This window comes from Niallia sp. RD1 (genome assembly GCF_024219955.1).
Classification (GTDB): Bacteria; Bacillota; Bacilli; order Bacillales; family Cytobacillaceae; genus Niallia; species Niallia alba.
Map to the genome: position 1 here is coordinate 1,616,545 of NZ_CP100420.1, position 26,427 is coordinate 1,642,971.

29 protein-coding genes are annotated in these 26,427 nt (G+C 36.5%); 18 read left to right on the forward strand and 11 right to left on the reverse strand.

Annotated elements, in window-relative coordinates; genetic code table 11:
* Positions 1–11: 11 nt before the first annotated feature.
* Positions 12–926: a helix-turn-helix transcriptional regulator gene (locus NKG37_RS07705; RefSeq protein WP_254416044.1), complete on the reverse strand. Its 915-nt coding sequence runs from the start codon at positions 924–926 to the stop codon at positions 12–14.
* Positions 927–1,332: 406 nt separating this feature from the next.
* On the opposite strand from NKG37_RS07705, the gene NKG37_RS07710 reads away from it, so the two are divergent.
* Together NKG37_RS07710 and NKG37_RS07715 are read left to right on the forward strand one after the other, a co-directional pair.
* Positions 1,333–1,932 carry a DNA-3-methyladenine glycosylase I gene (locus NKG37_RS07710; RefSeq protein WP_224428285.1) on the forward strand — a complete coding sequence of 200 codons (600 nt, stop codon included), beginning with the start codon at positions 1,333–1,335 and terminating at the stop codon, positions 1,930–1,932.
* A gap of 16 nt (positions 1,933–1,948) precedes the next feature.
* Positions 1,949–2,170 (forward strand): nucleoside triphosphate pyrophosphohydrolase family protein, encoded by a 222-nt coding sequence (locus NKG37_RS07715; protein WP_205835557.1) that lies wholly within the window; start codon positions 1,949–1,951, stop codon positions 2,168–2,170.
* A gap of 218 nt (positions 2,171–2,388) precedes the next feature.
* On the opposite strand, the gene NKG37_RS07720 is transcribed toward NKG37_RS07715, so the two are convergent.
* A complete protein-coding gene (locus NKG37_RS07720) occupies positions 2,389–3,351 on the reverse strand; it encodes an SDR family NAD(P)-dependent oxidoreductase (protein WP_212121812.1) in 963 nt (320 codons plus the stop codon).
* Entirely contained in the window at positions 3,351–3,710 is a 360-nt protein-coding gene (locus tag NKG37_RS07725; protein WP_224428284.1) for a MerR family transcriptional regulator, read from the reverse strand. The genes NKG37_RS07720 and NKG37_RS07725 overlap by 1 nt, the downstream gene beginning before the upstream one ends.
* Positions 3,711–4,180: 470 nt before the next feature.
* Here NKG37_RS07725 and hflX point away from each other — a divergent pair, with 470 nt between their 5' ends.
* The gene (gene hflX, locus NKG37_RS07730) at positions 4,181–5,437 is read left to right on the forward strand and encodes a GTPase HflX (RefSeq protein WP_254416045.1); all 1,257 of its coding nucleotides are present in this window, start codon (positions 4,181–4,183) and stop codon (positions 5,435–5,437) included.
* Positions 5,438–5,507: 70 nt separating this feature from the next.
* On the opposite strand, the gene NKG37_RS07735 is transcribed toward hflX, so the two are convergent.
* A complete protein-coding gene (locus tag NKG37_RS07735) occupies positions 5,508–6,635 on the reverse strand; it encodes a hypothetical protein (RefSeq protein ID WP_224427570.1) in 1,128 nt (375 codons plus the stop codon).
* Positions 6,625–7,152: a sigma-70 family RNA polymerase sigma factor gene (locus NKG37_RS07740; RefSeq protein ID WP_169187662.1), complete on the reverse strand. Its 528-nt coding sequence runs from the start codon at positions 7,150–7,152 to the stop codon at positions 6,625–6,627. The genes NKG37_RS07735 and NKG37_RS07740 overlap by 11 nt, the downstream gene beginning before the upstream one ends.
* Before the next feature lie 293 nt (positions 7,153–7,445).
* On the opposite strand from NKG37_RS07740, the gene NKG37_RS07745 reads away from it, so the two are divergent.
* The 5 genes from NKG37_RS07745 to NKG37_RS07765 all read left to right on the forward strand — a co-directional run bounded on the left by NKG37_RS07745 (position 7,446) and on the right by NKG37_RS07765 (position 10,731).
* Positions 7,446–8,351: an NAD(P)/FAD-dependent oxidoreductase gene (locus NKG37_RS07745; protein WP_169187663.1), complete on the forward strand. Its 906-nt coding sequence runs from the start codon at positions 7,446–7,448 to the stop codon at positions 8,349–8,351.
* A 166-nt stretch (positions 8,352–8,517) separates the two neighbouring features.
* Positions 8,518–9,024 carry a GNAT family N-acetyltransferase gene (locus NKG37_RS07750; RefSeq protein WP_169187664.1) on the forward strand — a complete coding sequence of 169 codons (507 nt, stop codon included), beginning with the start codon at positions 8,518–8,520 and terminating at the stop codon, positions 9,022–9,024.
* A 166-nt stretch (positions 9,025–9,190) separates the two neighbouring features.
* Positions 9,191–9,673, forward strand: coding sequence for a GNAT family N-acetyltransferase (locus NKG37_RS07755; RefSeq protein WP_254416046.1), 483 nt, complete (start codon positions 9,191–9,193; stop codon positions 9,671–9,673).
* A gap of 124 nt (positions 9,674–9,797) precedes the next feature.
* Positions 9,798–10,304, forward strand: a complete 507-nt coding sequence (locus NKG37_RS07760) for a GNAT family N-acetyltransferase (RefSeq protein WP_169187666.1) — start codon at positions 9,798–9,800, stop codon at positions 10,302–10,304.
* Positions 10,305–10,365: 61 nt separating this feature from the next.
* The gene (locus NKG37_RS07765) at positions 10,366–10,731 is read left to right on the forward strand and encodes a YybH family protein (protein ID WP_224427568.1); all 366 of its coding nucleotides are present in this window, start codon (positions 10,366–10,368) and stop codon (positions 10,729–10,731) included.
* Between the two features lie 125 nt (positions 10,732–10,856).
* Here NKG37_RS07765 and NKG37_RS07770 read toward each other — a convergent pair whose 3' ends face one another.
* Positions 10,857–11,312 carry a GNAT family N-acetyltransferase gene (locus NKG37_RS07770; protein ID WP_169189587.1) on the reverse strand — a complete coding sequence of 152 codons (456 nt, stop codon included), beginning with the start codon at positions 11,310–11,312 and terminating at the stop codon, positions 10,857–10,859.
* A 195-nt stretch (positions 11,313–11,507) separates the two neighbouring features.
* Between NKG37_RS07770 and NKG37_RS07775 the strand changes: the two genes are divergently transcribed.
* The 5 genes from NKG37_RS07775 (at position 11,508) to NKG37_RS07795 (ending at position 14,748) form a co-directional block, all read left to right on the forward strand.
* Complete coding sequence (locus NKG37_RS07775) at positions 11,508–12,149, forward strand: FMN-dependent NADH-azoreductase (RefSeq protein ID WP_101729111.1); 642 nt, start codon at positions 11,508–11,510, stop codon at positions 12,147–12,149.
* 173 nt (positions 12,150–12,322) lie between these two features.
* Complete coding sequence (locus tag NKG37_RS07780) at positions 12,323–12,748, forward strand: DMT family transporter (protein ID WP_016201395.1); 426 nt, start codon at positions 12,323–12,325, stop codon at positions 12,746–12,748.
* 12 nt (positions 12,749–12,760) lie between these two features.
* Positions 12,761–13,474, forward strand: a complete 714-nt coding sequence (locus NKG37_RS07785; protein ID WP_101729110.1) for a Crp/Fnr family transcriptional regulator — start codon at positions 12,761–12,763, stop codon at positions 13,472–13,474.
* 5 nt (positions 13,475–13,479) lie between these two features.
* On the forward strand, positions 13,480–13,956 hold the full coding sequence (locus NKG37_RS07790; RefSeq protein WP_169187668.1) for a DMT family transporter: 477 nt from the start codon (positions 13,480–13,482) through the stop codon (positions 13,954–13,956).
* A gap of 84 nt (positions 13,957–14,040) precedes the next feature.
* Positions 14,041–14,748 carry a YjjG family noncanonical pyrimidine nucleotidase gene (locus tag NKG37_RS07795; protein ID WP_040342661.1) on the forward strand — a complete coding sequence of 236 codons (708 nt, stop codon included), beginning with the start codon at positions 14,041–14,043 and terminating at the stop codon, positions 14,746–14,748.
* Here NKG37_RS07795 and NKG37_RS26265 read toward each other — a convergent pair.
* Together NKG37_RS26265 and NKG37_RS07800 are read right to left on the reverse strand one after the other, a co-directional pair.
* Positions 14,745–15,239 carry a CBO0543 family protein gene (locus NKG37_RS26265; RefSeq protein ID WP_367976419.1) on the reverse strand — a complete coding sequence of 165 codons (495 nt, stop codon included), beginning with the start codon at positions 15,237–15,239 and terminating at the stop codon, positions 14,745–14,747. The two genes, NKG37_RS07795 and NKG37_RS26265, sit on opposite strands and share 4 nt — an antisense overlap.
* Before the next feature lie 200 nt (positions 15,240–15,439).
* Positions 15,440–16,432 (reverse strand): LacI family DNA-binding transcriptional regulator, encoded by a 993-nt coding sequence (locus NKG37_RS07800; protein ID WP_016201390.1) that lies wholly within the window; start codon positions 16,430–16,432, stop codon positions 15,440–15,442.
* Positions 16,433–16,709: 277 nt separating this feature from the next.
* On the opposite strand from NKG37_RS07800, the gene NKG37_RS07805 reads away from it, so the two are divergent.
* The 4 genes from NKG37_RS07805 (at position 16,710) to NKG37_RS07820 (ending at position 22,263) form a co-directional block, all read left to right on the forward strand.
* Entirely contained in the window at positions 16,710–17,978 is a 1,269-nt protein-coding gene (locus NKG37_RS07805) for a galactooligosaccharide ABC transporter substrate-binding protein GanS (protein ID WP_169187669.1), read from the forward strand.
* Positions 17,979–18,047: 69 nt separating this feature from the next.
* Positions 18,048–19,337 (forward strand): sugar ABC transporter permease, encoded by a 1,290-nt coding sequence (locus NKG37_RS07810; RefSeq protein ID WP_169187670.1) that lies wholly within the window; start codon positions 18,048–18,050, stop codon positions 19,335–19,337.
* A 1-nt stretch (position 19,338) separates the two neighbouring features.
* Positions 19,339–20,199, forward strand: coding sequence for a galactooligosaccharide ABC transporter permease GanQ (locus tag NKG37_RS07815; protein WP_254416047.1), 861 nt, complete (start codon positions 19,339–19,341; stop codon positions 20,197–20,199).
* Between the two features lie 18 nt (positions 20,200–20,217).
* Positions 20,218–22,263 (forward strand): beta-galactosidase, encoded by a 2,046-nt coding sequence (locus NKG37_RS07820; RefSeq protein WP_302183214.1) that lies wholly within the window; start codon positions 20,218–20,220, stop codon positions 22,261–22,263.
* 54 nt (positions 22,264–22,317) lie between these two features.
* On the opposite strand, the gene NKG37_RS07825 is transcribed toward NKG37_RS07820, so the two are convergent.
* Positions 22,318–23,214 carry an SDR family oxidoreductase gene (locus tag NKG37_RS07825; RefSeq protein WP_101729106.1) on the reverse strand — a complete coding sequence of 299 codons (897 nt, stop codon included), beginning with the start codon at positions 23,212–23,214 and terminating at the stop codon, positions 22,318–22,320.
* A 22-nt stretch (positions 23,215–23,236) separates the two neighbouring features.
* Positions 23,237–23,857 carry a cupin domain-containing protein gene (locus tag NKG37_RS07830; RefSeq protein WP_101729105.1) on the reverse strand — a complete coding sequence of 207 codons (621 nt, stop codon included), beginning with the start codon at positions 23,855–23,857 and terminating at the stop codon, positions 23,237–23,239.
* A gap of 346 nt (positions 23,858–24,203) precedes the next feature.
* Between NKG37_RS07830 and NKG37_RS07835 the strand changes: the two genes are divergently transcribed.
* A complete protein-coding gene (locus tag NKG37_RS07835) occupies positions 24,204–24,767 on the forward strand; it encodes a hypothetical protein (RefSeq protein WP_254416048.1) in 564 nt (187 codons plus the stop codon).
* Here the strand turns inward: NKG37_RS07835 and cysI are convergent.
* On the reverse strand, positions 24,684–26,408 hold the full coding sequence (cysI, locus tag NKG37_RS07840) for an assimilatory sulfite reductase (NADPH) hemoprotein subunit (protein WP_169187674.1): 1,725 nt from the start codon (positions 26,406–26,408) through the stop codon (positions 24,684–24,686). The genes NKG37_RS07835 and cysI overlap by 84 nt on opposite strands.
* Between the last annotated feature and the right edge of the window lie 19 nt (positions 26,409–26,427).

Consider the following 26,427-nt stretch of genomic DNA (forward strand, 5'->3'; position numbering starts at 1 on the left):
ATTATGTCATATTAAGAGTTGGATTTTGTATTTGAATATAGATTGAGCATTTGTTGGATTCTATTCTTTAATTCTTTCCTTATGTCTGTAGGCTCAATAACCTCTAAATAGTTCCCGTAGGATAAGAGATAGCTGTACAGCCATTCTCCTTTCATATGAGAGATTGTTATGTGATAAAATCCATCTTTCTCGATTGTAATATGTTCTTCATCGAATTCGTCAAATATACGATAGCTAACCTCAGGGCTAACTCTTAGAACTAAATCGGCTCGTTCTTGATGGTCATCGTGGAATGGGGGAGAAAACGAAAGAGTTTCAACGTTATCCATTTGTTCTAAATGATCATCTGTTACTTCTATTTTTGACATACGATTAATCTTAAAAATTCGAGAAGCTGCTTTATCTAAACAGAAGGCTTCTAAATACCATGATTTGTCCTTAAATAATAATTTCGTAGGGAGAACTCGTCGGAAGCCTTTGTCTCCATTTGAATTTATATAGTGAAAAGAGATTATTTGACGATCTAATATAGCTTGTTTAAATAGAGAAAAATATTCCTTTTCTTTTGTGTCACTTCCCCAGGATGAAAAATCTACTTCAATCCATTTTGTATCACTTTTTTTAAATACATGACTCAGTTTCGTTAAGATCTCATCTATTTCTGGATAATTTGTAACAGATAGACTTTGGAGGGAAAATAAGATTTCATCTTGTTCTTTTTCTAAAAGAAGTGACTTGTTCAATATAAACTGGTCCATCAAGGTAATTCCTCCGCCTTTACCTTGGGTCGTATAGATAGGGATACCTGATTCAGTAAGTGTTTCAATGTCGCGGTAAATCGTTCGAACAGAAACTTCGAACTTTTCGGCTAATTCGTTTGCCGTTATGGATTTTTTTTCTAGTAAGATATATACAATTTGAAACAATCTACTTATTTTCATGTGTAAAAAGTCCTCTCCTTATCAATGTTATTAATTCAGTTAAAAATGTTTTATAAATATGACACGCTGTAGTCATATTATACTCACTATATTTGAAAGGTAAGTAAAATATAGTGAGTAGATAGGAAGGATCAAATAAAGGCGAAATTATAATTATCACAGGAGCTTCCAGCGGAATTGAGAAAGCTATAGCAATTGCTTTCAGAAAAGGGGGAAAAATCGTTCTTGCTGTAAGAAAAGAAGATTGTCTCCAAACGAATGTACCCCCTTTTCATTATTCAAAGAAAGGAGAAGAGGAATCAGAAGATGACATGATGTTGTCAGGTTAATTAGTTTATACTAAATTTATATTACTATTTGATGATTTCATGGAAAGAGGATGGGGAAATAGATGGAAACTAGATGTGCATGGGCAAATTCGAGTGATTTGATGCGAGAATATCATGATAAAGAGTGGTGTGTTCCAAGTAATAATGATCAATATTTGTTTGAAATGCTAGTACTTGAAGGAGCACAGGCTGGATTATCTTGGTCTATTGTATTAAAAAAGCGCGAGGCATATAGGAAGGCTTTTCATCATTTCGATTTAAAGTACTGTGCGAACCTGACAGAAATAGAAATGGAAAATATCCGAACCAATACGGAAGTTGTTAAACATCTGTTAAAGATTAAGTCAGTTAAAAGCAATGCAATAGCAATTATGGAAATTCAACGAGAATACGGCAGTTTTGCAAAATTTTTATGGTCCTATGTAGACGGAAAACCAATCATATCAAACTGGCAGTATGATAGCCAAATCCCGGCAGAAACCGATCTTTCAAAAAAAGTCAGCAAAGATTTGAAAAAAAGGGGCTTCAAATTCGTCGGTCCTGTAACCATCTATTCCTATCTGCAAGCAATTGGGGTAGTCAACGATCACATTACTAGTTGTGCTTTTCATGGGAATAAAGGGAAGCATGGGGACGGCTCTACTGATTCCCTTAATAATTGAAATCAAAGGGATCGTTATGAATAAAGAGAGCAAGGAAATAGATTTTACTGAAGCGCTGGAGCAAGCAAAATATATCCGTGGTTTATATAACCAGATGGAACAGTTAAGTATTGGAAGGAAATGGACAATGCAAGAAGATATGCTCGGGTTTTCAACAGATGTTGGTGTACTAGGACGCTTTAGTGATGGCAAGCAGTGGTACATGGGGGTATGCTGGAGACGAAAAGGAAGAACTTAAGCACAAGTTGTCCGGTGGATTATGGTATTAAGTAATCATCTAGATATTGATATAACAAAAGAATACCAAGCTTTTATAACCAAGCTCGATACAAACCTTACAAAGAGCATAAAGGAAGCGGAGGAAGGAAGCAGAGGGACGGTTCTACTGATCCCTCGCTTTTTTTGTTCACATACTAAGAAAAACGATCAAGGGAAGCGAAAGAACCGTCCCTATGATCACTTAAATAAATGAGGAGTTTCTTCCCATAACTTAAGTGCAGTTCCTTTATCTATAGCCCAAGGTTTGACGCCGACTCGATTTTGATTACTATCGTCTGTGGCTAAAGGAGCTAAATCTCCATTTTCGCAATAAACCCCGCCATATCCTGCTAATTGTGGGCTTGTTGCACACCAAACAATGGTTGCGGCACCTTCTTTTATTGTTTTATGTTCATTGTTATAGCTATCGTAACCACGTTCTCCGTTTTTATTGATTGCTCCCATTGCGGACAATTCTTCATCTGTTAAATTATGAGAAAGGTTTGTAACGATACTTCCTGGATGTACCGCGAAGGAGCGGATATTGTCTTTTTTATACAGTTCATCAAGAGCTACGCTAAATAATGAAACAGCTGTTTTGGATTGTCCATAAGCCACCCACTTATCATAAGGCGTGTGTGTAAAGTTAGGGTCCTCAAAATGAAAAGGAGAAAACCAGTGTGCTCTTGAGGTTAAATGGACAACTCTCGCTCCATTCGCTTGCTTTAGTTCGGGAAGCAACGCTTTTGTTAAAAAGTAATGGCCTAAATAATTTGTTGCTATTTGTAGTTCATTTCCCAAGCTATCATAGGATAGAGGAGTAGCCATGATTCCGGCACTATTAATTAGTATCTCTAATTTTTGATGATTTTTTTTGAACCATTGGCTGAATGAGTTTATGGAATCCCTGTTGCTTAAATCAAATGAAGCAGGATAAAGCTCAATATTTGGAATTCCAGCTAAAGAAAGTTTAGCCTTACCTGGATTTCTTACTGGAATAACAATTGTTGCCCCGGCATTTGCTAATGTTTTCGTTGTTTCTAAACCAAGGCCAGCTGCTCCACCAGTAATAATGACCGTTTTACCTGTTAAATCTATATTTTCAATTACTTCATCTGTCGTTGTTCTTGCTGAATTTCCTGTTAGTAATGGTTGTTGCATTATTTTCCGCCACCTTTGAGGGTACTAAAGGGAGAAATTTTGTATTGCACCTTTTCTAAAATTTGCTGGCGTTTGGCTAATTCCGCTTTCATTTTTTCTGCATGTTCCTGTAAAATACTATAACATTGCTGGTTATCGTTTTCTTTATAAGCATCTACATACTTTTTAATTTGTTCCAACGGCATATCGGTATCTTTTAAATTAACAATAAATCCTAAATATTGAACGATATTGTCATCATATACTTTGTAGCCTCTGTCATTTTTCATGGGGGCATCAATGAGTCCCAATTTTTCATAATAACGAATAGTAGGAATCGATAAGCCAACAAGCTTAGCAACTTCTGATACTTGATACATTTTCTCACCTCGTATTTTAGACGATACAACATGAAGTTAACTTTATGTCAAGGGGAAGCGTGGGGACGGTTTTACTGCTTCCTAATCATTTCCATTTATGGTATAATAAAATTAATTAGATGAATGGAGGGTTGCTTTAAGATGTGGAATTCTATCTCGATTTTATACTTTATGTAACTAATTTTATAGTACTTAAAGGCTCTGCCTGTGTGTAGAGTAATCGGGATTAGTCTGCCTATTTTTAATTTAACCTTTCATTAACGTTATTAATAATGATGTGGTGTAAAAAGGGAGAGAAATGTGCTCTCTTTTTATTTATTAAAATTGAATAATATTTTTCTCTAGATACCCAATTTTTATGAATTTAGGGTTTTTTCTGGATAAATGTTATTCCTTTTCCTTCTTCCGATTACTTAACACGCAGGCGGCCACCTGTGTGTTTTTTTATGAACAGAATGGAGGAATAGTAAATGGCAGAAAGACAAAAGGCGATAATAGTAGGCGTTCATTATGATCAGAAAGAAGATTTTTCGAATTCGATGGAAGAGCTAGCTCAATTAGCTGAGGCTTGTGATATAGAGGTAGTTGGGGAAGTAACACAGAAGTTGGATCGGGTTCATTCTGCCCATTATATTGGAAAAGGGAAGCTTCAGGAATTAACAGCTTTACTTGCTGAAAAGGATGTGCAAACAGTTCTTTTTAATGATGAGTTGTCTCCATCACAAGTTCGAAATTTGGAAGAAGCTACAAATTGTAAAATCATTGACAGAACGGTATTAATTTTAGATATTTTTGCTCAAAGAGCGAAGACAAAAGAAGCTATGCTACAGGTTGAAATTGCAAAATTGCAGTATATGCTACCTCGATTAGCGGGTTTAGGCGAATCATTAGGACGCCAAGGCGGTGGATCTGGACTAATAAATAGAGGGTCTGGGGAAACAAAGCTAGAGTTGGATCGAAGACGTATTGAGGACAGAATCAGTCGTCTGCATAAAGAATTGGATACGCTTGTTGTCCAACGTAAGAATCAACGGAAAATGCGGAAAAAGAAAGAAATGCCAAGTATAGCACTAGTTGGCTATACGAACGCTGGTAAATCTACTTTAATGAATGTGCTGATTGAAAAATTTCACGCTGCGACAGAAAAAAAGGTTTTTGAAAAGAATATGTTGTTTGCAACATTGGAAACATCTGTGCGAAATATAACATTGCCAAATAATAAGTCCTTTTTATTAACAGATACTGTTGGATTCATCAGTAAATTGCCACACCAATTAGTAAAAGCATTTCGATCTACCTTAGAGGAAGTGGCTGAAGCTGATTTACTCATTCATGTCGTAGACTTCTCCAATCCGAATTATAAGGAGCAAATAAACGTAACCAAGCAAACATTAAAAGAGCTAGGGGCAGAAAATATCCCTACTATTTATGCTTTTAATAAAGTCGATTTAGTAATGGAAGAAGTTTCAATGGCAGGAATAGATACAGTATACCTTTCTGCAAAAAAACAAATGGGAATAGATGAATTGATTGGAGTTATTACGGAAAATGTTTTTAAACAATATATTTCCTGCGAAATGAACATCCCTTACGATAAAGGAAATATCCTGTCTTATTTAAAAGAAAGGGCAAATATCCTTTCAACCGAATACAAAAACGAGGGAGTATATCTATCTATCGAATGCAAAGAAGAAGACTATAACCGCTATAGGGAATACGTAATGTAAGTGCGCAGAGGGACGGTTCTACTGCTTCCGCTATTTTGAAAAGGGAAGCGAAAGAACCGTCCCTCTGCTTTCATTCTACATCCTGTATATACATCGAAAAATCTGCTGACTCTCCGTTTACTATTAAGGCTCCATCATCGGTGAAGCGGGGCATGACTAAGCGTTCTTTTATTTTATTGAAAGTGGGAAGTTCCTCCAAATTTTCATTCTCTAATCGATATAGTTTTACTGTATCGGTATTTTTGTCCACTATACTTAGTGCAAGGTAATTTTTATATACTGCATAATTATTAAAGGGGGGAGTCTCTATTTTGTGAAAAGTGCCATCGGTGAGATCGATATAGCCTAAAATAGGTGAATTTTCATCCTCATTTGAAAATGCAGCATATATTTTATTGTTCATTAAGATAACATTTTCTGCCGCTTTATAAGGAGCTCCATATTTTCCAATTTGTTTTAGAGTGGTTAGATCATAGACGTAAAATTCAGTTGTATTTCCGTTATTTGATTTAAACTGTTCAGGTATAACAAGTAAATTATCATATAAACCGGCTTTGCTGTTTCTGCCTATTCCGGTGAAATCATGAAGGTTAGTTTCCTCCATTGTTATTAAATTTAACTGCTTATAACCCGAAGCATCATTATAAATTAACATATCCTCTTGGAGTTGAATATCCCCCAGAACGGTCTTTTTCTGTTCTTTCTGCAATGTTGTCTCTCGATTTAAAATATAGATATTATTGTTTTTTTCTCCCCAAATAAGCCAATTTTTATTTGCAGCCAGTGTATAAATATCAATATTCTCACTAGACTCAATAAGTACTTCCCGTGAGTGAGACGTAAGGGAATAAGAATATATCGTTTTTTTATCTGCGTAAATTAATTCGTTTGTATCTTTTATAAAGATAGAATGAATGAAAGAAGAATAATCACCATTTGGAATAGTTACTTTTTCCAATGGTAAATTAAAAGAAGATCTTGTTGAAAACCAATTGGATAGCGACGGACCAATTAAAATAATGAGAAGGCTAATAATGGCAAGTGTGCTGAATATGGGACGAAATAATCGTTTTTTCGGATGAATGGTACTTTGTAACTGCTGATTTGCTTTTCGTAAAATTCTTTGTTTATTTTCTTCGGAAAGGGTGATATCAGCTGGGATTGATTCATCTAATAATTGTTTAATGTTATTTGGCACGATCTATTTCCTCCTCACTTATGGTTAATTGCGCTTTTTTCCGTCCTCTCGCTAGTCTTGTTTTAACAGTGTTGCTGGAACAGTTTAATATCTCGCTAATTTCTTTTATAGATAATTCAGCATAGTAATATAACCATATGACTTCCTTGTATTTAGCTGGAAGTTTATTAAGCAATGCGGCAAGATAATGCTTATCTTCTTGTTTTAAATAGGCTTCTTCTGGTGTCTCCTTATAGATTAGAAAAGTGCTAGCAAGCTTGGAAACTTCTATTTTTCGAAAGGCCCAGCTTTTAAAATAATTTCGGCACTCATTTACAGTCATACGATATAAATACGTTTTAACACTAGATCGACCCTCAAATTGTTCGAGATGTAAGTAATAACGGATAAATACTTCTTGCACAATGTCCTCTGCTTTTTCTTTGTCTTTCACAAGGGCATAGGCAAGTCGGGTTAAATAATGGCCATATACATCCATCGCGTTTGTGAGCAATTTATCTCTTTCATGCTTTTCCACATTTCCCTCTCCTTTCTACCTATTGTTTAGACAAAGCAAACAGAAGAACGGTTTCTATTTTATAAAAATTTTATCCCACTCTTAACAGGCAGTAAGACTCTCCCCTCAAGCTTATGAGTATACGAGGAAGATAGGTGGGAGATCAACTGTCCGTAAAGGTCCGATTGGTTCAACTAACCATCAGTGGGGGAGGAAGGAAAATCCCCACTGATGGAAGTTTCACTTTATTCTAGCACTACAAAGTAAACAATGTTCATATAATTTAAATGGAAGCAAAAAGGGGGCCAATTGAGATGAATGTTTATGATTGTGTGGTTATAGGGGCTGGTCCAGCGGGAATGAGTGCGGCGCTTATGTTAGGGAGGGCAAGAAGAACGGTTGCTGTATTTGATGATGGGACGAACAGGAATAGAGTAACCCATGAATCACATGGTTTTCTTACGAGAGATGGGATAAGTCCTCAAATGTTTAAAGATTTAGGTATAAATGATCTGATGAAATACCCAAGTATTTCTTACCATAGAGCTACAATAACGAAAATCGAAAAGGTAAAAGCAGGAGGAGCTTTTCTTGTTAAAACAAAGAATCACGAAGAATACTTAACGGAGAAAATCATTTTAGCAACTGGAGTTCAAGAGGTAATCCCGATTCCAAATGTGAGACAATATTATGGAAAAAGCCTATTTAGTTGTCCGTACTGTGATGGGTGGGAACTAAGGGATCAAGCCCTTATTCTCATTGTCCATACCGAAGCGCAAATCTTACATATGGGGAAATTAGTTTATAATTGGTCAAAGGATTTAGTGATAACAACTAATGGAGCAGCTGTTTCAGCAGAGACTAAGGGGGCTTTTCAAAAGCGAAATATCCCAATTATCACAGAACCGATAAAAGGCATAATTGGAGAAAATGGATTCCTTCAACAAATCGAGTTTAGATCAGGAAGGAAAATGGCACGAACTGGTGGTTTTGTTGTTCCCTCTTATTACCGTTCCAATCAGTTTGTGGAACACCTTGGATTAGAAGTTCATCCTAATGGGGCAATAGTAACGGATGGATCCGGCCGCACAACAGTCAAAAATATTTATGTGGCAGGAGAAGTGGAAAAGGTAGCTTCATCCTCTATTCTCCTGTCCGCTGCAGATGGAAGTAAGACTGCTATAGCGGTGAATACAGACTTAATGCTGGAACGATTTTAAAGGAATTAAAGGGGTGGTTCTTGTGCTTCTATTCTTTCTAGTAGAGAAAAGGGAAGCACAAGAACCGTCCCCATGATTCCCTACTAGTTTAGAAAAAACATCGCTTAGAAGAACTGTAATGGTAGAATAGATTCAAGTAATATAAACGGCAAGAGGTGGAATGAAAATGCGATTTATCATGGCAAGTGCCTATATGTTAGAGGAAGTTAATGAGATTTATTTAAAATGTAGAGAAAATTTAATAAAGCAAAATATCTTTCAGTGGGACGATCAATATCCAAATATTGAATATTTTCAAGTGTGCATAGATAATAAAGTATTATTCGTTTTATTAAAAGAAGACAGGATAGTTGGACATGTTGTATTAAATGAATGGCAAACAGGGGAGTGGGAGGTTATTCAGTGGAAGCGAAATAAGCCTTTGATTATTCATTCTTTCATGATTGATCCCAGTTATCAAGGAAAAGGGATCGGTTCTACGTTTGTACAATATATGGAAGAATATGCCCTTGCCCAAGGATATGATAGCATCCGATTAGATTCATTTTCAGGAAACCTTCAAGCTTTAAATTTATATAAAAAGCGTGACTATGTGGAAAGAGGAGAGATTTTCTATAAATCTAAGCCGGAAGGACATCGCAAATACCTTTGTATGGAGAAGGAACTAATATGAATATGACCTCTATTAACGAAACCAATTGTGAAAAAGTACAGCTATTTTTTCAATCTCAGTGGGGAAGCCCTGAGATAGATACCTTTCCATGGAAATGACGGAATTTCTATTAGAGATGAAATAGTACTTGTAAAGAAGTTATCGGATAAGCTACAAAAAATTTGAGGTGAGAAACTTGTCTATCGCATTAGCATTTTATGAAGAAAAATATAAACCAGAGCTGGAAAATTACCTTTTATCAGAGGAACAATTATATTATACGAGTACACCTCTTGATGCTCTAGAGAAATGTTTAGTGGAAGAGGATCGCCATCCGGTCGTTATCTTAAAAGATGGTATGGTTGCTGGCTTTTTTGTCCTTCATGGCTGGGACGGAGTAAAAGATTATAGTGAGAATAAAGGGGCGATTTTAATGCGGGCTTATTCTATTCAGCATTCTTATCAGGGGCAGGGAATTGGAAGGGAATCAATGGAGCAATTAATCCCTTTTGTGAAAGAACAATTTCCAGCTAAAAAGGAAGTAATCTTGGCTGTAAATGTGAAAAATACTCGAGCCCAATACGTATACCATAAAGCAGGATTTGATGATAATGGAAGAAGAGTAATGGGGCCAAAAGGAGAACTAATTATTTTTAGCAGAGAATTGTAAAAGGCCTGTTCCGATTTAAGCAGTCAAAATTAAATAATTACAATATGCAATAAATTAACTATTATGATAGAAGAAGTAGGAAAAAAGCAAGGAGACTGGTGTGAGATTAAGGAGGAAAGAGAGGATGAACGTAAAGCTTAGGCAGATTTCGGAGGATCATTGGGAAGAGGTAGCGAATATTTATAGGTTGGGGATTCAATCAAAGCAGGCAACATTTGAGACGAGTGTTCCAACTTGGGAGAAGTGGAGCAGCAGTAAAGATTTATCATCCAGCTTTGTTCTACTGGATGAAGACGCAGATAGAGTAATCGGTTGGACTGCTATCAGCAAAGTATCAAATCGCAGTGTATATCAAGGGGTAGGCGAGCATAGTCTTTATTTGCACCCAGATTATCAGCGAAAAGGATATGGGAAATTTTTATTGGTCAAATTAATCGAACATTCTGAATCAAGTGGTTATTGGACACTGCAATCAGGTATATTTCCAGAAAATATTGCAAGCATCCAGCTTCATAAAAGCTGCGGATTTAGAGAAGTTGGTATGCGTGAGAAAATTGGCAAGTTAGATGGAGTTTGGAGAGATGTTGTATTGATGGAAAGAAGAAGTGCGAATAAGAATTTTACTGAATAAGTTAGCTACATCTCAGAAAATATACCGAAAATAAAAAGCAGAAAGGGGAAGTTATTTTAAAATGAGCCCTATTAATCTATTAAAACAATATATTGACGCGACAAACACTCATAACTTCGAAAATGTTGAACGATTATTACATCCAAAAGCGGTATATTGGTTTACAGATAAAACATGTACAGGTATGGAAGAAATAAAAAAATATTTTGAGATTGCATGGGATACGATTAAGGAAGAAAAGTATTCAGCCGCAGATGTACAGTGGCTAGTTGTGGAGAATGACTCGGCAACATGTATTTACAATTATCATTATGAAGGATATTTTAAAGGGAAATTTATAAAAGGAAGTGGACGAGCAACAAATGTTTTTGTAAAAGATAGTGAACGAAATTGGAAAATTATTCATGAACACTTGAGTAGCATCTAATGAAATTGATAAAAGAGGACCACTCAGTTTACTATCGTCTCATCAAGATTCGAAGAAAAACTGAGTGGCCGACTTCATGTTCAGTACAAAATCATCGGATTATGATTGAAAAAACTGGCACCCTGTTATAACTTCAACGTCATAAACACACTATTCGGATCTTCCACATAATCCGAAAACGGGCCGCAATACTGAAATCCTAAATTTTCATATAGTCTTTTAGCAGGCAAGAAAGCATCCATGGAACCTGTCTCTAAACTTAATCGGCTATAACCACGATTTTTGGCTTCTGTGATAATATGGACAAGTAATTTTTTCGCTACGCCCTTGCGTAAGTGATGAGGAGATGTTTTCATCGATTTTATCTCTCCATGCTTGTTATTAAGTTCCTTTAACGCACCGCAGCCAGTTAGCTCCCCGTCTTCCCATGCACTCCAAAAAGTTACTTCTGGTTTTCTCAATCCTTCTACATCAAGAGCATGTATGCTTTCAGGCGGTGAGTGGAGGGTCATGCTATGTAAATGATCTTCTAATAAAGCAATAACTTCTTTTGATGTAACATGATCGATAATAATTTTCATCCCCATCAACCTTTCTATTTATTTAATACTATTCTACTTTTTTACTTGTTCCAGTGGAATGAATTATGTGCATTTTAATTGGAAATATTTAATGGAAATATCTTTAGTTAAAAATGTTTGCCTTTGAGGTATTTTTTTTGTTATTATATTCACATTAGATTTCAATTTGAAATAGGGAAAGGAAAATGAAATAAAATGAATATCTTAGTAGTAAAAGCAAACAATCGTCCAGCTTCTGAAGCTGTATCAAGCAAAATGTATGAAACGTTTATGGAGTCTATTAAAGGTGCTGAAAACCTTAATGTAAATGTATATGATGTATATGCAGAAGATACTCCTTACTTTGGTCAAGAATTATTTGATGCTTTTGGTAAAGTACAAAGCGGAGAAGAATTAACAGATATCGAACAACGCTTATTAGCTGCTAAACAAAAAGCGATGGATGCTTTAACAGCTGCTGATGTAGTAGTTTTTGCATTCCCACTTTGGAACTTAACTATTCCAGCTAAATTACAAACATTTATTGATTATGTATATGCTGCAGGCTTTGCATTTAAATTTGATGCAGAGGGTAACATGATCCAATTAATGACAGATAAAAAAGCAATTCTTTTAAATGCTCGTGGTGGCATTTATTCTACTCCAGAAGCTGCTTCATCTGAAATGGCAGTTAACTATATGCGTGCTGTATTTGGCGGCGTATTCGGAATGGAAATCATTGACGAAGTGATTATCGAAGGTCATAATGCAATGCCTGATAAAGCTGCTTCTATCATTGAAGAAGGTCTACAAAAAGTAACTGCTGCTGGAACTAAATTAGTAGCACAAACTGTTTAATTAATAGATAAGATAGCAAGCTAAACTCTGTCTGAAATTTATTTTTCAGATGGGTTTTTTTATGGAAAAAAGATTATACTAGGAAAAGGGCATATTTAGGACATATGTCCTTTTCCTATTTTTAGAATTCGATTATCTTTAAAAAGGAAATTAAATAACAAGGGGTCGAACAAATGAGAGGTATTTTATTTGCATTTATGGGTGGTGCATTTATTACTCTACAAGGAGTGGCAAATGCAAGAATTAGCCAAGATATTGGTTCATGGCAGGCAGCTGCAATTACACAATTTACCGGGTTTGTACTTGCCTTTTTAATCTTATTGCTTGTTAAAGAAGAAACCTTTTCAAAATATAAACAAGTAAAGCCGCTGTATTTGGCTGGAGGATCTTTTGCATCAGTTATTATTTTTAGTACGATTACAGCGATGCATTTAGTGGGCGCTACATTAACAATCTCAACGGCTTTAATTGCACAGCTATTTATGACCTTTATAATAGATAGCAATGGCTGGTTCGGATTAGAAAAAAAGCAAATGAAGGCTCCGCAGTTTATTGGCATTGGTATGATGATAATAGGTGTTCTTTTATTAAAAATGTAAGGAGAACCATTCATGAAAGTAATTGGTAATCTGGAACAGGTAGAAGAATATATTCGCACATTTCAATTAGAAGCAATTTTTCCTGAGAAGTTGAAAGAGCATTTACACCTTTATGCCTTTAAACAAGGGGAGTTTATTTGTACACAAGGGCAGACGGCTGAATATATTTATATTTTGGTGGATGGGAAAATTAAAATATATACAACTACAGCGGAAGGAAAAACATTAATCCTTTCTTTTAAAACGCCATTGGAAATGGTAGGCGACGTGGAATATATAAGAGATACGGATATTCTTAATACAGTGGAAGCTATAACAGACGTAATGATGATCGGTGTTCATAAACGACATTTAAAACAATATGTGAGCGATTATGCACCCTTTTTACAGTTTTTGTTGGATATTATCACGAAGAAGTTTTATATCAAATCAAGTTCGATGCGCTTCAATTTATTTTATCCAGTCGAAGTAAGATTGGCTAGTTATTTATTGTCTGTTTCCTTTGATAAGGAGGATCCATTATATGATACGGAGCGTAATAAGATTAACCTAAAAGATACAGCCAATCTAATTGGTACTAGTTACCGTCATTTAAACAGAGTGATACAGCAATTTTGTCAGGATGGCTTGATTGAACGGAAAAAAGGGTTTATTGTGGTGAAAAATCGTGATGGTTTAACAAATTTAGCTGGTAAAAGTATTTATGAAGAAGGATTGGGTGAATAAAAAATATGATTTATGGCTTACTTATTGCTTTTATTAGCGGTAGTCTTGTTGGGTTGCAAAATATATTTAATAATCGAGTAAATCAGAAGGCGGGCCTTTGGGCTACTACAACGCTTGTGTTAGCGTTAGGGTTTATTGCGTCTTTTATTCTGGGCTTTATTACGGAAGGAACAGGACTTTTTCATTTAGAAAATATGCAGACATGGTACTGGTTTAGTGGAATTATCGGGGTCGGTGTTGTTGTTTGTATGACAAAGGGGATTAGACATTTGGGGGCAACATATGCTGTTTCGATCTCCTTATCTTCTCAGCTTATTTTTGCTTTGCTGTTTGATTCCTTCGGTTTATTGGGATTAGATAAAGTTCCATTTACTTCAAAGCAGTTAATTGGAGTATTGGTCATTATCGGTGGAATCCTTGTTTTTAAAATGGGTGGAACATCAGAGAAGAAACAGCCAGTGAAAGAACTGGTGAAAAGATAGGAGAGGATTTTTATGCAGGGATTATTGAATAATAAGGGAGAGACAATGCTAAATACGACTCCAGCAACTAAGGAAAAAAGGAACATAAAGTACTATCAAACTTTGCTTTTTGATGTGGATGATACCTTATTAGACTTTGTAGCTGCAGAAGATCAAGCTTTTCGCTTATTGCTACAGGAACAAGGGATATCATACAGTGATGAATGGAAAAAGCAGTATCAAGAGCTAAATCAAGGTCTATGGAAGGCGTTTGAAGGAGGAGAAATTACGCGTGATGAGGTAGTCAATACAAGATTTACGCTCTTCTTTGAAAAGCTGGGCAAGAAAGTAGACGGCGTTTTATTACAGCAAAGCTATCGTGCGTATTTAGGAGAAGGAAGTCAGTTACTAGATGGAGCGCTTAATCTAATACGAAAGATTTCAAATCATTTTGATTTATATATTGTGACCAATGGTATATCTAAAACGCAAGAGAAGCGTTTAAAATCCTCTGGACTATACCCATATTTTAAAGCAGTATTTGTCTCAGAAGACACTGGCTATCAAAAGCCAATGAAGGAGTTCTTTGATTATTGCTTTGAGCGAATTCCACAGATCAACAAAGAGTCTACTTTAATTATTGGTGATTCATTAAGCGCCGATATACAAGGCGGTTACAATGCAGGAATTGATACATGCTGGGTCAATCCATTGAAAAAGGAAAATAATTTAGATGTGCAACCAACATACGAAATCACAAGTCTTCAAGAGCTGCTCGTTCTTCTTGAACGAGAAAAACAATCGGACCATTAATGGATCGATTGTTTTTTGTCTTCCTTATCAAATTTTTGAATAATGCCAAGACAAGTTCTGGAAAGTAAGAAAGTACATGTTTCTGTCAACAAAGTATGATACCAATGCCAGCCCTTTTTATATTTTATTAAATTTGTGTATCTTTCGAACAGAGCTTCCAAGATAGTCATTGGAATACTAAAGTAAAAGGATTTGAGTATAATTCCAGGTATTTTGGAATGATAACTTATTTGATTAAAAGCGACGCAAGTGATTGGGAATAACAGATAATCAAATAAAATATTGATTTGAAAATTTTTGGGGAGAAATCGAACAGGGAAATTAAGCCATTTTTCAGTAGTAACAATACTATCAATAAAGCTGGACACATAGCCTTTAAAAAAGAAAACCAGAAACCAATCCTTTACTGGTTTTTTTCTAAAAATAACTGGTAAAAGCCCAATTCCCAAAAATAAGAGAAATCTTAATATCTTCCGTTCCACTATAATCACCCGTCTAGTTGCAAATTATCCTTCCTTCTGGTCGTGATAGGATTTTATTATCTTACCCAGATAGCAAGAAAATATGAAAAAAAGCATCCGAATAGATGCTTTTTTTGTCTTTTTAGCTTACTCTTAATCCGTAAAGGTCCGATAAGAGTAACTAACCATTATGGGGGATAAGGTAAAACCCCCACTTATGGAAGGTTTCTTTATAATGCGCTTTTTCGTTCAATTAATTCCGATTGAAGCAAAACGGTCTTTGGTATTTTTCGCTGATCTAAGATTTGCTCCAAAAGCAAGGAAACCCCTGTCTTGCAAAGTTCAGGTATATCAATATGAAAGGTAGTCAAAGGGGGTGATACATACTTTGCGACACTAATATTATTAACACTTATGATACTAACTCTGTTTGGAATCGATATATTATATTCATTAAAAGCTTGGAGACTTCCAACTGCAATCGGATCTGAAGCAATAAAAAAGGCAGTCGGTAACTCTTCTTTTAAGTCGTTAATTACTTTTTTCGTAACAGTATAGCCATCGTTTACAGAGAAATGCCTTTCGCCAAATATGTACTTTTCATCATGTAATCCTAAATCCTGTATATATGTACGAAAAGTAATTTCCCGAATATCCATTTCATCCTCATTTGTATCAGGGTTGTGGTATGTTCCCCCGATAAATCCGATTTTTTGATGTCCTTTTTCAATAAAGTAATCAATTGCCTTTTTTGTAATTCTTACTGTATCCGGCAGAACAGCATCATATAAATCTGGAACGGGGTTTGTATCAATGAAAACCCCCCTTTTTGTTTTCTTTCTTAGTTTTTGTATCTCTTCTGTTGAAAATGCACCTACAGCAATAAAGCCGGATATATCATTAGGAATACTTTTGACGCCATCTTCGTGTTTAAACAAATGCAACTCTATATTATGATTAAGAGCATTTTTCTCCAATTCCAATCGCATTTGTTTAAAATAAACATCTTCTAGCTCCTCTTTTTCCGTGATCCAGTAAAGGAGTGCTACTTTTTCTATTAATGGTTGAATACTTTTTCTTTCATAGCCTAATTCAAGCGCCGTATCTAAAATTCTCTTCTTAGTTTCTGGAGAAATGGAAAGTGTTGAATCATTGTTCAATAATCTTGAAACGGTCGATGGAGAAAAACCTGCTTTTTTTGCAATATCTTTAATGGTGACCATGTAAACCTCCTAAAAGCACTGTTCTACAATACTTTCATTATAAGCTATTTACTAATAAATTAGTAATGTTTTTTAGTAAATTGTTTTCCTTCGGTTGTTCTATGGTAAGTAAAGTGATTGATTGGTTTTTATAAGAAGGTTAAATTTATTTGGTGTTGAATCGTTACTTATTAAATAAAAAATGTTACTAAATATATTTACAAAGAAATAGATGTGTAGTATCCTTTTGTTAGAAAACGTTTTCAGGAAAATATTAAAGCAAAGGGTGGAAAAAAAGATGAAAAAAAGGCTGACAACAATACTTTTGAGTAGTTCTTTAGCTTTGGCACTAGCAGGTTGTGGACCGTCTGGTGAAACAAATAACGATACATCTTCCAAGAAAAATAATAATGGATATGATCTCCTTGTATGGGAAGATCAAAGTAAATCCGATGGGATTGCAGATGCAATTAAAAAATTTGAAGAAGAAAATAATGTGAAAATTAAAGTGGAAGAAAAAGCATATGCAGATCAATTAGAGGATTTACGATTAGACGGTCCTGCAGGCACAGGTGCTGATGTTATTACGATTCCCGCTGATCAAATTGGAACAGCTGTCACAGAAGGGATTTTAAAAGAAATCACAGTGGATGATACCCTTAAGGCATCGTATACAGAGGCAGCGATGGATTCTCAAATTGTAGATGGTAAAGTATACGGGCTTCCTAAAGCAGTAGAAACAACCATTTTATACTATAACAAGGACTTAGTGAGTGAAGACCAATTGCCTAAAACCACCGAAGAATGGTACGAGTTCTCTAAAAGTGTAACAAAGGACGGTAATTATGGATTATTGGCATTATGGGATCAAATCTATTATGCAAATGGTGTTTTAAGCGGATATGGCGGTTATGTATTCGGGCAGGATAGTTCTGGCACTTATAATCCAGAGGATATTGGCTTAGCGAACGATGGAGCTATCGATGGAGCAGAATATATTTCTAAATTCTATAAAGACGGATTATTCCCATCAGGCATTATCGGTGAGCAAGGTATTAACGTTCTAGACTCTCTATTTACAGAAGGAAAAGCAGCGGCAGTTATTTCTGGACCATGGAATTTAGAACCATATGCAAAAGCAGGCATCAATTACGGGGTAACGGAACTTCCAATGTTAGCGAATGGAGAGCATATGGGCTCCTTTATCGGAGTTAAAAGCTATAACGTAAGCACATATAGCAAAAACGCTGAGTTAGCGGAAGAGTTAGTAAAGTTTTTAGCGAATGAAGAAAATTCGAAAACACGTTATGAAATTACGAAAGAGGTCCCAGCAGTGAAAGCATTGGCAGAGGATCCAGCTGTAACAGAAAGTGAAAATGCGAAGGCGGTAGCCAATCAATCTCAATATTCTCAACTAACACCAGGCATTACAGCAATGGATGCAGTTTGGCAACCTGTTGACTCTGCACTTCAAACGATTGCTACTGGAAAAGCAAAACCAGAAGAAGCTCTAACTACGGCAGTAGAAACAATTAAAGGTTCTATTGCTGCGAATAGTGGAAACTAACTTGAGACAAGAAGGGACAGTACGAAAAATTACTCGTCCCTTTTAAAAGGAGAGAGGTGAAGTTTAGGTATGAGCTTCCAGGCAAATACAGTTGATAAGGATACAAAGTTTGCGAAAAAGGCTGCGTTATTATCCATTATTCCAGGATTAGGACAGTTTTATAATAAGCAGTGGGGTAAGGGAGCATTCTTCCTTGTCTTTTCTATCGCATTTATTATTGTTTTTAAGGATTTATTTAATATGGGGCTTTGGGGGATTGTTACACTTGGTGAACAAGTACCCCGGGATAATTCGATCTTCTTGCTGGCAGAAGGGATCATCGCTTTAATTGTAATTTTTTTCGGATTAGCATTTTACTACTTTAATATAAAAGATGCTTATGCGATCGGAAAGAGGAGAGAAGAAGGCTTTGATATTCCTTCTATAAAAGAGCAGTATCAAGTTCTTTTGGCAGAAGGCTATCCATATATCATTACAAGTCCAGCCTTTATTTTACTTGTTTTCTCCGTTATTTTTCCTATTCTATTTTGTTTTGCCCTTGCGTTTACTAATTACGATTTATATCACTCAGCACCAGCTAACTTAGTGGATTGGGTAGGGCTGGAGACATTTAAGAAAATATTTACCGTTGATATATGGCGTGCTACTTTTTTTGATGTATTAGGATGGACATTAATTTGGACATTAATCGCCTCAACGCTTCAAGTAGCAATTGGGATATTCTTAGCAGTGGTCGTTCACCAGAAGGAATTACGCTTTAAAAAATTCTTTCGGACCATTTTAGTATTGCCATGGGCAGTTCCTGGATTTGTTACGATTTTAGTTTTTGCTGGAATGTTTAATGATAGTTTTGGAGCAATTAACAATTCTATCTTGGCATTCCTTGGAATAGATGCCATCCCTTGGCTAACAAGTCCGAATTGGACGCGACTTGCATTGTTGCTTATTCAAGGCTGGCTAGGGTTCCCATATATATTTATTGTAACAACAGGGGTACTTCAATCTATTTCAGATGATTTGTATGAAGCAGCTACTATTGACGGAGCATCGCCTATTCAAAAATTTAAGAATATCACCTTGCCGTTAATTTTATATGCAATGGCACCAATTATCATTACGCAATACACGTTCAATTTTAATAACTTCAATATTATATATTTGTTTAATGCTGGAGGGCCAGCAGTTCCAGGCTCCACTGCAGGCGGTACAGATATTTTAGTTTCTTGGATATATAAATTAACGATGCAGAACAGTCAATATGCGCTTGCTGCTGCATTAACGATTCTACTAAGTATTTTTGTTATTAGCATTGCTTTATGGCAATTCAGAAGAACGAATTCGTTTAAGGAGGTAAAATAAGATGACGAAAAAAATAGTCAGTATCAAAAAACAGCGGACGATTCGAATGACGCTGACTTACCTTCTTTTACTTTTTGTATGTGCTGCTATCATTTATCCGTTAGTCTGGACCATTGGTGCAAGCTTTAATCCTGGAAATAGCTTGGTGAGTACGCGTATTGTCCCTGATAATCCAACGATAGGTCATTATAAAGACCTATTCCAACAGGAAGGTACTCTATATTATGGAAAATGGTATATGAATTCCATGAAAATTAGTATTCTAACGATGGTTTTTTCCATCTTATGTGTATCCTATACAGCTTACGCTTTCTCCCGTTTCCGATTTAAGGGAAGAAAAAATGGTCTCATGCTATTTTTGTTATTACAGATGATTCCACAGTTTTCCGCTTTAATCGCGATTTTTGTTTTAGCGCAAATGCTTGGATTAATCAATAGTCACTGGTTGTTAATATTCATTTATGTCGGCGGTCAAATACCAATGAATACGTATTTAATGAAGGGATATATTGATTCCATCCCATTGGATTTGGACGAGAGTGCGAAGATTGATGGTGCTAGCAACACAAGGATTTTTTGGAGAATACTCATGCCTTTATCTCGGCCGATGCTGGCAGTAGTTGCGATGAACGGATTTACTGCTCCATTGGGTGATTTTGCGATATCGTCGGTAATCTTGAGAAATCCAGAGTACTATACACTTCCAATAGGGCTCTATAAATTAGTCAGCGATAAAATGGGAGCAAGCTATACAACCTTTGCGGCAGGGGCTATTCTCATTAGTATTCCTGTTGCAATTGTATTTGTAGCTTTACAGAAACATTTCGTATCTGGATTAACAGCGGGTGGAACAAAAGGATAAGTATCGGAGGGCAAAAAGATGACATTTAGAACAGTAGCAGATAATCGCTTGTTACACGGTGGGGATTACAATCCGGATCAATGGCTCGATTATCCAGAAATACTGAAAGATGATTTACGACTGATGAAACAAGCCAAAACAAATACATTCACATTGGGCGTATTTGCGTGGAGTGCACTTGAACCAACAGAAGGTGAATTTCAGTTTGGTTGGCTCGATGAAAGAATCGATGCTATTCACAAAATGGGCGGAAGAGTAATTTTGGCAACACCAAGTGGGGCAAGACCAGCATGGATGTCGAAAAAATATCCAGAGGTATTAAGAACTTCTGAGAAGCGTACGAAAATGTTGCAGGGGGGACGTCATAACCATTGCTTTTCTTCTCCCATTTATCGAGAAAAAGTTGCCATCATTAATAGAAAACTAGCAGAACGTTATGGAAATCATCCTGCATTACTAATGTGGCATATTTCTAATGAATTTAGTGGTGACTGTCATTGTGATTTTTGCCAAGCGAACTTCCGCAGCTGGTTAAAAGATAAGTATGAAACATTGGAAAAACTAAATCATGCTTGGTGGGGACCGTTTTGGAGCCATACGATTACTGAGTGGTCGGAAATTGAATCGCCTTCTTCTATTGGAGAGAGTATGGTACATGGATTGAATTTAGATTGGAAGCGTTTTGTCACTGACCAAACAATTGATTTTTACAAGCATGAAATAGTGCCATTAAGGGAAATCTCTCCATCTCTCCCTATTACAACAAACTTTATGGCAGACACGCATGATTTAATACCCTTTCAAAGTTTGAATTATAGTGAGTTTGCAAAGCATGTGGATATTGTTAGTTGGGATTGCTATCCTGCTTGGCACAATGATTGGGAGGAAACAAAGGACTTAGCTGCAAAAGTTGGTTTTATCAATGATTTGTATCGCTCTTTAAAACAACAGCCTTTTCTCATTATGGAAAGTACACCAAGTGGCGTCAACTGGCATGATGTGAATAAAACGAAGAGACCTGGTATGCATTTGCTATCCTCCATGCAATTTATTGCACATGGTTCAGACAGTGTTCTGTATTTTCAATGGAGAAAATCAAGAGGATCCTCTGAGAAATTTCACGGGGCAGTAGTGGATCATGATAATAGTGAAACGAATCGAGTCTTTCAAGAGGTTTCAGCAGTTGGTGGAGCTTTAGAGAAGATTGCTGAAGTAAAGGGAACGCATAAACAAGCAAGAGTAGCAATTGTATATGATTGGGAAAATAACTGGGCTTTAAACGATGCACAAGGATTCTCCGATTCAACAAAGCAATATCCTCAAACGTTGCAAAAGCATTATCAAAGTTTTTGGAAAAAGGATATTAGTGTCGATATAGTTACATTAAATCAAGAGCTTGCTTCCTATGATTTAGTTATTGCTCCAATGCTTTATATGATGTCTGACGAGACTATTTCTAAATTAGAAAGCTATGTTTTTAATGGAGGGACATTAGTAAGTTCTTATATTAGTGGTCTTGTCGATGATACGGATCTTGCACATCTATCAGGGTGGCCAGCCCCATTAAAACGTATATTTGGCATGGAAGTAAAAGAAACAGATACACTTTATCCAAAAGATCGAAATGCGCTTATTTATAATGGAAAGCAATATGAAATAAAGGATTACTGTACTATTTTTGAAAATAAGGAAGCAGATGTTTTAGCAACTTATATGGAAGACTTTTATCAAGGAAATCCTGCAGTTGTAAAAAACAGCTATGGTAAAGGAAAAACTTATTTTATAGGGGCTAGAACAGAACAGTCCTTTTTAGACGATCTCTATGAAGAAATTCAACAGGAAGTAAAGCTTCATACAGAAACTAACATTTTGCATGAAGAAGGTGTGTCTGTTCAAACAAGAGAATCAGACGATTACTATTACTTCTTTGTGATGAATTTTACCGAACAAAAGCAAACCATTATGTTAAAGGAATCCTTCTATGATTTGCTTACACAGGAAACAATAGATGAGCATGTAGAGCTTTCCCCTTATGAAGTAATGGTATTGAGAAAAGAAAAGTAATTTGCTGATGATGAAGGGACGACAGGGAAGTACTGTCGTCCTTTTTGCTAGTTCCTAAGTAGCAACCATCGCACCACCGTTTACATGAATTGTTTGCCCTGTGATATAAGAACCGTCATCGGAGGCAAGTAGCACATATACCGGGGCGATTTCATATGGCTGGCCAGCGCGCTTCATTGGTACATCCGTACCTAAAATGGCAATACTTTCGGCAGGTTTGGTTGCAGGCTGGATTGGTGTCCAAAATGGACCTGGAGCCACCGCATTAACTCGAATTTCTTCGCTTACAAGATTATTAGCGAGTGCTCTTGTATAGCTAACAATCGCACCTTTTGTAGTTGCGTAATCGATCATTTTACTTGCACCGATATAGGCAACAACTGACGTCGTGTTGACAATGCTAGCTCCTTTTTTTAAATGAGGTAAGGTGGCTTTTGTTAAATGGAAATAGGAATGAATGTTAACATCAAAGGTCAATTCCCATTGTTCATCTGTTATTGACATTAAGTCCTCTTGTAAAAATTGGACAGCTACATTATTTACTAGAATATTGATTTTTCCAAACGCCTCTAACGTTTTTTGCACAATGAATTCACAGTGTTCTTTTCTTCGTAAGTCTCCTGGAATAAGCAAGCATGAACTGCCGTAATGCTCGATTGCCTGTTTCGTTGTTTCTGCATCTGTATGCTCATCGTAATAAGAGATAACGATATTTGCCCCCTCTTTTGCAAAGGCCACTGCCACCGCTCTTCCGATGCCACTATCTCCCCCGGATATAATAGCGGTACGACCTTTTAATTTACCTGTTCCAATATAATTGGGATTATCAAAAATGGGAAGGGGTTCCATAAGGTATTCAAAGCCAGGCTGTCTTGTTTGGTGTTGAGGCGGAAAAGTCCATTTCATCTCTTCACATTTTGTTTCCGATCCATAATATTTTTTCTTCGTCACGGTGTTAACCTCCAAATCACATTTAATAAGGGGTAGGCGGAGGGGAGAGATCAATATAAGGATGGGTAGTAGGTGAAGGCTGCGTGACATGGTGTGGATGGTTCATTGTGCCGCCATGTTGATTACAGTTTAGTGGTGGTCCAAGAATAGTGGATTGATTAATAGGTGCAATCGCATTTGCATAAGCCGCTTCATTTACACAATAAGCTCTGTTAGCAATCTCTTTAGGCAAAAAGCGGAGAAAATCAGAGCCATAAACAATATCCGGTGTTGGTTGATCAAAAATAGTAAGAAAATGAGTATTGTTTCTCAATGCAACAATCCAGTGAAACCATCCTTTAGGGAACTGAGAAGCCTGCCCTGGTTTTACATGATAAGTCATAATACTTTGCGTAAAAGGATTGAAGACAGATGTTATTACTTCCCCGCTAATGACAAAAACAAGTTCATTTACATTTGTATGCCAGTGCGGCTGTACGATGATTCCTTGATTTAGATGCACATTGAATAACCCAGTATGTATAGCTGGTAATTGATCAGAAAATAATTGTGTAATGTAATTATAGGAATCCCTTTTATAATTCACAGACTGAGTTGAATCGCCAAAGAGCTGAAAGGAAGGAGAAGCTGGATTAACAGACATAATGTAGCCTCCTAGTTGTTTAGTAGAGAATTTTTCATGTATTACAAGCTTAAATATATACAAAATTAGGTTGGCCTATGAGTGGAAAATTAGTTTGTTTTATAGTGGACTGAAATGCAATGGTGGAAAATCTCATGAAAATATAGATATATCAGGCAAAGCGGTGGGAAATCAGCAAAACAATGAAAATATCAGCCAAAGCGGTGGGGAAATCAGCAAAACAATGAAAATATCAGCCAAAGCGGTGGGGAAATCAGCCAAACAATGAAAATATCAGCCAAAGCGGTGGGGAAATCAGCCAAACAATGAAAATATCAGCCAAAGCGGTGGGGAAATCAGCCAAACAATGAAAATATCAGCCAAAGCGGTGGGGAAATCAGCCAAACATCGAAAATATCAGCCAAAGCAACAAGGAAATCAGCCAAACATCGAAAATATCAGCCAAAGCAGCAAGGAAATCAGCCAAACATCGAAAATATCAGCCAAAGCAGCAAGGAAATCAGCCAAACATCGAAAATATCAGCCAAAGCAGCAAGGAAATCAGCCAAACATCGAAAATATCAGCCAAAGCAGCAAGGAAATCAGCCAAACATCGAAAATATCAGCCAAAGCAGCAAGGAAATCAGCCAAACTCCGAAAATATCAGCCAAAGCAGCAAAGAAATCAGCCAAACATCGAAAATATCAGCCAAAGCAGCAAGGAAATCAGCCAAACAATGAAAATATCAGCCAAACCAGCCAAACATAACGATACCCCACCACCAACCTCAATCCAAAAAAACACCACCCAATCAAAAATGATTAAAGTGGTGTCAACTATTCAACAATCAATCGTGAAAATTAGTTCCATCTGTTACTTCTTTAACAACGCCAGCGCGTATGACAAAATCTCCAAAATGTTCATGTTCTAGGCGTTCTTTTGCATAACGAGGGAGCAGCACACGGAGCTCTGAAAGGATTTCTTCCTCGCCAACATTTTCGCGATAGAGTTTGCTTAAGCGACTTCCATTAAAGGCAGCTCCTAAATACATATTGTATTTTCCGGGACCTTTCCCGATAAAACCAATTTCTCCTAAAGCATGGCGGGCACAGCCGTTAGGACAGCCAGTCATACGAATGGTAATCTCTTCTTCGCGCAATCCATTTTCATCAATAATTTTCTCAATCTTATCAATTAATACTGGTAAATATCGCTCTGCTTCGGCCATGGCTAGTCCGCAAGTTGGTAGTGATACACAAGCGATTGAATTACGGCGTAGAGCAGAGAAAAGCTTTCCATCCATTATGCCGTATTGTTCTATTAAATTAGCAATTTTCTTTTTATTACGGCTTGAAACATTAGCGATAACCAGGTTTTGATTGGCAGTTAATCGGAAATCTCCAGTGTGTACTTTAGCAATTTCACGTAATCCGGTCATTAAAGGATAGTTTTCATAATCTTTAATACGACCGCCTTCCACAAATAAAGTGAAATGCCATTTTCCCTTGATGCCTTTTTCCCAGCCATAGCGATCTCCATTATGATCGAAGCGGAATTCTCTTGCTTCTTGTAGCTTCCAACCTAATCGATTTTCTAGTTCTTCTACTACATTCTCTAAACCAAGGCGATCCACGGTATATTTGAAACGAGCATTTTTACGAACAGAACGATTACCGTAATCACGTTGGATCGTAATTACTTTTTCAGCAATCTCAAGAATTTGCTCTGGAGTACAATACCCAATCACTTTTGCAAGCTGAGGGTAAGTTGCTTTGTCTCCATGAGTCATTCCCATCCCACCGCCGATTGCTACATTGAATCCAACTAATTTTTGATCTTCTGTAATAGCAATAAACCCAAGATCCTGAGAAAAAACATCAATATCATTGGAAGGAGGAACGGCAATACCAATTTTAAATTTTCTAGGCAAGTAAAGTTTTCCGTACATTGGCTCTACTTCAGTTTCCTCCACTGTTGGAGAGAAAGCAACTTTTTCCTGATCTAACCAAAGTTCATGATAAGCGCGTGTACGAGGTAATAAATGATCACTTAATTTTTGAGACCATTCATAAACCTCACTATGTAACTCTGATTGATACGGATTTGGGTTACACATAACATTACGGTTTACGTCTCCACAAGCAGCAATTGTATCAAGCAAGGATTGATGAATATCTTGAATAGTTTGTTTCATATTCCATTTTAAAATGCCATGCATTTGGAAAGCTTGGCGTGTGGTTAATTTTAATGTATGATTTCCATATTTTTGAGCTAAATCATCCATTGTCAACCATTGAGCAGGTGTTGCTACTCCACCTGGAGTTCGAACACGGAGCATAAATTGGTAGGCAGGCTCTAGCTTTTGTTTAGCTCTTTCATTGCGAATATCACGGTCATCCTGCAAATAACTGCCATGGAATTTCATTAAACGGTTATCATCTTCTGAAATACCAGAGCTTATTTCTTCTTCCATGGATTCTTTTAATGTGCCACGTAAATAATTACTTTCTTCTTTAATTCGTTCCACATCACTTGGTGATCCATCTGGTGCTTTTAATACTTGTTTAGCCATTTATAGAAAACTCCTTTCC